This window comes from Companilactobacillus halodurans (assembly GCF_009600985.1).
Classification (GTDB): Bacteria; Bacillota; Bacilli; order Lactobacillales; family Lactobacillaceae; genus Companilactobacillus; species Companilactobacillus halodurans.
In genome coordinates, this window is record NZ_VDFP01000043.1 from 1 (window position 1) to 5,920 (window position 5,920).

Sequence of the window (5,920 nt, forward strand, 5' to 3'; positions counted from 1 at the left end):
TAGGAGCTAACGCTTCGATTTATCTAGTTCGAACTCGAATTCTAATGGTACATTCTTTTGCTTGTTACGCTCCTGATCTTGGTTATTCTCGTAAAGCAAGCTCATCAATGTGTCTGATAGTAATTTGTTCAAATATCTTGCTGGTGTGTTTTCGTTATAGTTGACGGCTCGATAATCAGGCATATTTTCTTTACGAAAATTATCATTTCTTTGGTTATGCTGTTGTATTCCTTTTTTAGCCTGTTCAACTTGTCTAGCAGAAATCTTTTTATCTTGCCCTGCTTCCCCAATGAATAACTGTTGTGTCCCCCTATTCTTCAATACACGTAACAAATTAGCGTTTTGAATCTCATCAGATTTAACCTGTCCGCTTAGATAAGCAAGTCCCTGGGCATGTTCCTGGGTCGTGAATTGTACTGGCGGATTGTTTTTCAACTGGTCTAAATCACGCTTTTCTAGTGATTTAAGTTCAGGATTATAATAAACAACTGCTGTATATAGGCGTTCTTTTTCAGTCATTTTGACTTGATCAAGGCTCATATCAGGGAAAGTCTTACTTAACACGTTGTTATATTGCGTATCAACCACTTGTTTAATCTCATTTACTGCTGAAAGTTCTTTGATATTCTTCTTCAAAACATCTTGTTGTTTCTTATCAAAGTAACTTAACAATGTACCTTTTGTACGCTTAATATCTGCTAGTTGATAGCCTTTATTAGCTAAAATATCACTAATAGTCTCCTTAGCTCGCTGTTCTTGCTTTTCAAGCATTAACCAACTAGCAAAGGGACGTTTGGTAAACGTCAAAACTTGTTGGTTTAAAATGTTCGTTCTTATCATTGCTAAACGGTCTTTTAATTCGCCTCCTGCAAACACCTTTTGTTCACTATCTGTCTCTTCGATTAACTCACGTTGTTCTGCAATAGTTGTTTGTTCAAAATCAATATCGGGATAAAGCTTTTTAACTGTTCGACTAACAACCTTATCTAGTAACTGATTTGCTTCTGCTAATGACTTTTCTTGCTGGTTAATTGTTACTAATTGCTTTGTCATATCTTGTCCGATTGCTTGCTTAATTGTGGCACTATTTTTCCAATTAAACAGCATACGTTGTTTTTCGTCCACGTTTTCTAAACTAACAAATGTTTTTAGTTGCTTACTTAGTTGTGCAACTATATTTTTTTCATCAAATGAATAGTGACGTTGTAACGTTTCTATACGGCGGATATTATGAATTTTTTCATTGGCATTTTTAGCTTCTGCTTTTGCTTGTCTTTGCTGTTTAACATTGCGGTTAAATTTTTGGCGTTTTTCTTTCTTATCCCAATCAACTAGCCATATTTTCCTTGAACTAGGAAATCTACTATTTTTTGTATATGTTTTGTTACCATTTTTGTCTAAAATATTCTCTCGTTTGCTCTTTAATCCCCACGTTCCATTAGGATTAAATGGTCGATTGGTTAGCATAACATGAGCATGTGGATTATCTGGGTGGTCTTTATGGATAGCGGCATCCGCAACCATACCTGAATTAACAAAATTTTCTTGTACATATTTTGTTAGTAAATCTTTTTGCTCTTGCTCCGATAATTCAATCGGTAAAGCAACATTAAATTCTTTGGCATAACGTGAATTTGCTTTACGGTCTTTCTTCTCAACTTCATTCCATAATTGTTGCCAATCTTTCGCCCATTCTGGCGCATTTTTTGGTGTTAAAATAAATGCTTCTGGCATGACATCACGTTTATAAAAGTAACTTTTTACCTCTTTATCAGAAAATAGTTTTTCCCCACTTCGATAACTAGCACTAGCAACTGCACTACGCATTTTTCCAGCACTAATATTTTGGAAGCTCATGTGAAAAATTGCCATTGCTGTTATCTCCTTTCTTTGTGGGTTTGTTTTTGATTTTTGTTGTCGCCATAGGCGACTTCTGATACAGGTTTTTATGGTCTTAGCACAACACAATTTCATGTTGTGTATAAGTGCGCATTGACCTCGCATTGACCTCGTTTTACTCGGTCTGCTGATAACCATAGAATCGATTTTTTCCGTTGTTGAATGGAATGTATTCTTAATTCAATTTATGCTTACACTTAACTGAGTTTGTTATGCTTTAAATGCTAAAAATTGTTGCATATCCCGCTGCTTTCAACCAAAATTTGAATAACTAACTATCAAGAATTACGTATCTAACCTGGAATCATTATTTTAATGTTAGGAGTAATTAAGCTGGACGAAAAGAAAGTATTAAAACCCATTGACGAAATTCTCTCTGATCCTTGGCAGGTTGATATTCAAGAATTATTTAAAGCTTCTGTCAATGAACCTGACGAGATTAAAAAGAATTTGTATGATTCCCTGTATACTTACATTTTGCAAAAAAGACAAGAAGATATTATTAATCGACCAGACTTCATTATTTAGTCCTTCTAAAAGCTCCCTGAGGGCTTTTTATTTTGGCTTTGGTATAAATATACATAAATAGCCTTAAAATCGCTGAGAACAAAAAATAAGGCCCTTAAAAAGGGACATAGCAGTTAAATCTTTATCAAGTTTTAGAAAAGCTAACTATTTGCTGTCAATGGTAGCGGACGAGCGCAGCGTGGGAGCATAAGGAATTGACAGCTCTAAACCAGTCTTAACACTGAATTGGCGAAAGCCAAAGTTTCTATAAAACTTTGCTTTCCTGCCTAACGGCGAGTGAAAAAGCGGTCAAGCTGGCTCAGCTTGGACGGGGTTCGGGGCGTCAGCGCCCGAATTAATGTGGCTTGCCACACCTTTTAGGCAACGAACAGAGTGAGGCGCAAGGAGCATAGCGACTGGAGTTTAATGTGAGCCTGTTTTTTGGCTCACTCCTTTGTGTTTTTTGATTCTAGGTTTTGATCTCGTACAGTGGTGCCTCTTATATACCTTTTTTATAAACCTCTTTTAAACCTCTTTTAATGGTGTGTTCAGCCTTACGGCAACGTGGGATACAGAACTTTATAGAACACAAATTGTCTGTTTATAGAACACAAATTGTCTGTTTATAGAACACAAATTGTCTGTTTATAGAACACATCAGAAAGAATACCGTGTTATAATAAAAGAGATTTATAAAAGGAGGGGTTTTTGTGAGCAATGAACTAGTCAAATATCAACCCGAATTAAATACCATTCCGTTACGTAAATTCACCCCTATTGAAATGAATTTATTTTTTTCAATTATTTCTCGTATGCGTGATAAGGGTGACCAAACCGTCCGCTTTAGCTTTGACCAGCTAAAAGAGTTAAGTAATTACAAGCCCACAGCCAATCGGCGCTTTATCGAAGATATTAAACGCACCTACGACCACTTGATGGACTTGCGTTTCGGTAGCCGAAGCAAAAGTGGGTTGTCGTTCGAAAGATTTGTCATGTTTACCAAATTTAAGATCAACGGTGACGTAGACGAGCCGTACGTTGACGTAGAAATCTACAAAGACGCTTTGCCCTTGCTGAACAATCTAGAGAGTTGGGTACGATACGCTTTAACAGAGTTTAGAGATCTAAAGAGTAGCTACGCCAAGACGATGTTCCGCTTGCTAAAGGGCTATCGCACTACAGGTTACGCTTACTTTTCAAAAGCAGATTTTAATGAATTGCTAGACATTCCAACAAGCTACAAAGAATTTCATGTTAACCAAAGAATTCTGGCTCCTATTAGAGAAGAATTAACTCCTTTGTTTAGAGGGTTAACGATTAGAAAAAAATATGGTAAAGGTAGAGGAAAACCAGTTATTGGCTATTCGTTTACCTGGAAACCTGAAAAGAAAGACGCTAACGACTTCTCACAAGGTCAATTTCAAGATGAACGTCAAAAACTCTTTAATATTCAGCATAATGGTGAATTAACAGAACAGGAAAAATGGCGTGCCATTGATAAAGTTAAGGGGTTAACTCTAGGTTCTACTGAAAAGCAAGCATTGGCTGTCAAACAAGCCGAACATGATAAAAAAATAAGAGATCAAGCACGAAAAGAAGCACTTGCTGAACTCCGAAAGGGTTTTGGAAATCATGTCTAAAACTATTAAGGAACTTGCTGATGAATTGGGCGTTTCAAAGCAGGCTATATGGCAAAAGATAAAAAGAGATGCGTCAATCGATTTACGTCAATTTACATCAACAAAAGGCAATACTGTTTACGTTGATGTTGATGGGCAAAAAGCTATTAAAGCAATGTTCTCAAACAATTCGTCAACAAGATACCGTCAACAAAAAGATGATGTTGACGACAACAAAAAAGATGCGGTTGATGGACAAGATGAAGTGAAATTCCTTCGAAATTTAGTATCAGAAATTCAATCTGAAAAGAAAGAGTTACATAAGTTACTAGATCAGCAACAAAGATTGGCCTTACAGGACAAACAACTGCTCGAAGAATACAAAGCAGAAAACGACAGATTAAAAGTTCTCAAAATACCCTCACAGGAAACAGAATTCAAACACTTAGACAATCAATATAAAGATGAAGTGAACGCTCTTAAAGAGAAGTTGGAAAATTTGCAGGAACAAATCAAAATTCAAAAAAGGATAGAAGAACAAGAAAAACCAAGAAAATGGTGGGGACTATGGCGAAAATAGATGATTCAGTTAAAAAGAAAGTTCCAGAATTGCGATTTAAAGGATTCACTGATCCTTGGGTACAGCGTAACCTTGCCGATTTATCAGATGGATTTTCATATGGTCTGAATGCTGCGGCCAAAGAATACGATGGCGTACATGGATATTTGCGAATCACAGACATCGACGAAGTGTCACATTCGTTTTTACCTGAAGGACTTACTTCGCCTGATGTTCCAGAAGATCAACTGACAGATTATAGAATGGATGAACAGAGTATTGTATACGCGCGAACAGGCGCAAGTACCGGTAAGACGTATATTTACCGGGATTCAGACGGTGAGTTGTACTATGCTGGTTTCTTAATTCGGCAAAAGGTAAACAAAGAAACTTCGGCTCAGTTTGTATATCAAAATACTCTGACTAAAGCATGGGAACGATATGTTCAGGTAATGTCCCAACGTTCTGGGCAACCCGGAATTAACGCACAAGAAGTTGGGCGATTTGAGTTGGCCATACCCGAAAGGGCTGAACAAGATAAGATTGCGCACTTATTTAATAGTTTGGATAACCTTATCGCTGCTAACCAGCGTAAGTTAGATTTGCTCAAGGAACAGAAAAAAGGCTACTTGCAAAAAATGTTCCCCCAAAATGGGAGCAAGTTCCCGCAATTAAGATTTGCAGGGTTTGCTGACGATTGGGAACAGCGTAAGGTAGGTGAGTTGTATAAAGTTACAAGAGGCCAAGTCCTTGCAACAAGCAAGACAACTCCTGAGAAAGTTGGAAAGAATCAGTATCCCGTATATTCCTCGCAAACAAAGAATGATGGATTGATGGGGTATTACTCGGACTATCTTTTTGATACCGCAATAACTTGGACTACAGATGGTGCTAACGCAGGGACCGTTAACTTTAGACCCGGAAAATTTTATAGTACAAACGTCAATGGCGTTCTTCTATCCGCTGATGGTCTGGCTAATAAAGCAATGGCCGAAAATCTCAACAGATCTGCATGGAAATGGGTTTCACACGTTGGAAATCCCAAGTTGATGAATAACGTTATGAGTCAAATATCAGTCATGATCCCCGTAAATTTGTCTGAACAAGAGAAAATTTCTGAGTTTTTGATGATGATTGACAACACTATTGCTCTTCATCAGCGTAAGTTAGATTTGTTGAAAGAACAGAAAAAAGGCTTTTTACAAAAGATGTTTGTTTAGGGTCTATAACTTACAAATAACCCCTCAAAAACGTTTTTAAAATAGCCCCCAATATCTATAATGTAGATATTGGGGGCTATTTTGTTTCTTTTATCAATAAATAACATCTGCTTTTC

The 5,920-nt window shown here is 37.0% G+C and carries 5 protein-coding genes; 4 read left to right on the top strand and 1 reads right to left on the bottom strand.

The annotated features are described in order from the left end of the window. Window positions 1–6: 6 nt before the first annotated feature. A complete protein-coding gene (mobQ, locus tag FHL06_RS11880) occupies window positions 7–1,872 on the bottom strand; it encodes a MobQ family relaxase (protein WP_153386796.1) in 1,866 nt (621 codons plus the stop codon). Between the two features lie 342 nt (window positions 1,873–2,214). On the opposite strand from mobQ, the gene FHL06_RS11885 reads away from it, so the two are divergent. The 4 genes from FHL06_RS11885 to FHL06_RS11900 all read left to right on the top strand — a co-directional run bounded on the left by FHL06_RS11885 (window position 2,215) and on the right by FHL06_RS11900 (window position 5,804). After that, a complete protein-coding gene (locus tag FHL06_RS11885; RefSeq protein WP_076632832.1) occupies window positions 2,215–2,427 on the top strand; it encodes a hypothetical protein in 213 nt (70 codons plus the stop codon). Window positions 2,428–3,116: 689 nt separating this feature from the next. After that, window positions 3,117–4,046 (top strand): replication initiation protein, encoded by a 930-nt coding sequence (locus FHL06_RS11890; RefSeq protein ID WP_259596246.1) that lies wholly within the window; start codon window positions 3,117–3,119, stop codon window positions 4,044–4,046. Beyond that, a complete protein-coding gene (locus FHL06_RS11895) occupies window positions 4,039–4,605 on the top strand; it encodes a helix-turn-helix domain-containing protein (protein WP_153386798.1) in 567 nt (188 codons plus the stop codon). Before FHL06_RS11890 ends, FHL06_RS11895 begins: the two co-directional genes overlap by 8 nt. Beyond that, window positions 4,593–5,804: a restriction endonuclease subunit S gene (locus FHL06_RS11900; protein WP_153386800.1), complete on the top strand. Its 1,212-nt coding sequence runs from the start codon at window positions 4,593–4,595 to the stop codon at window positions 5,802–5,804. The genes FHL06_RS11895 and FHL06_RS11900 overlap by 13 nt, the downstream gene beginning before the upstream one ends. Window positions 5,805–5,920: the final 116 nt, after the last annotated feature.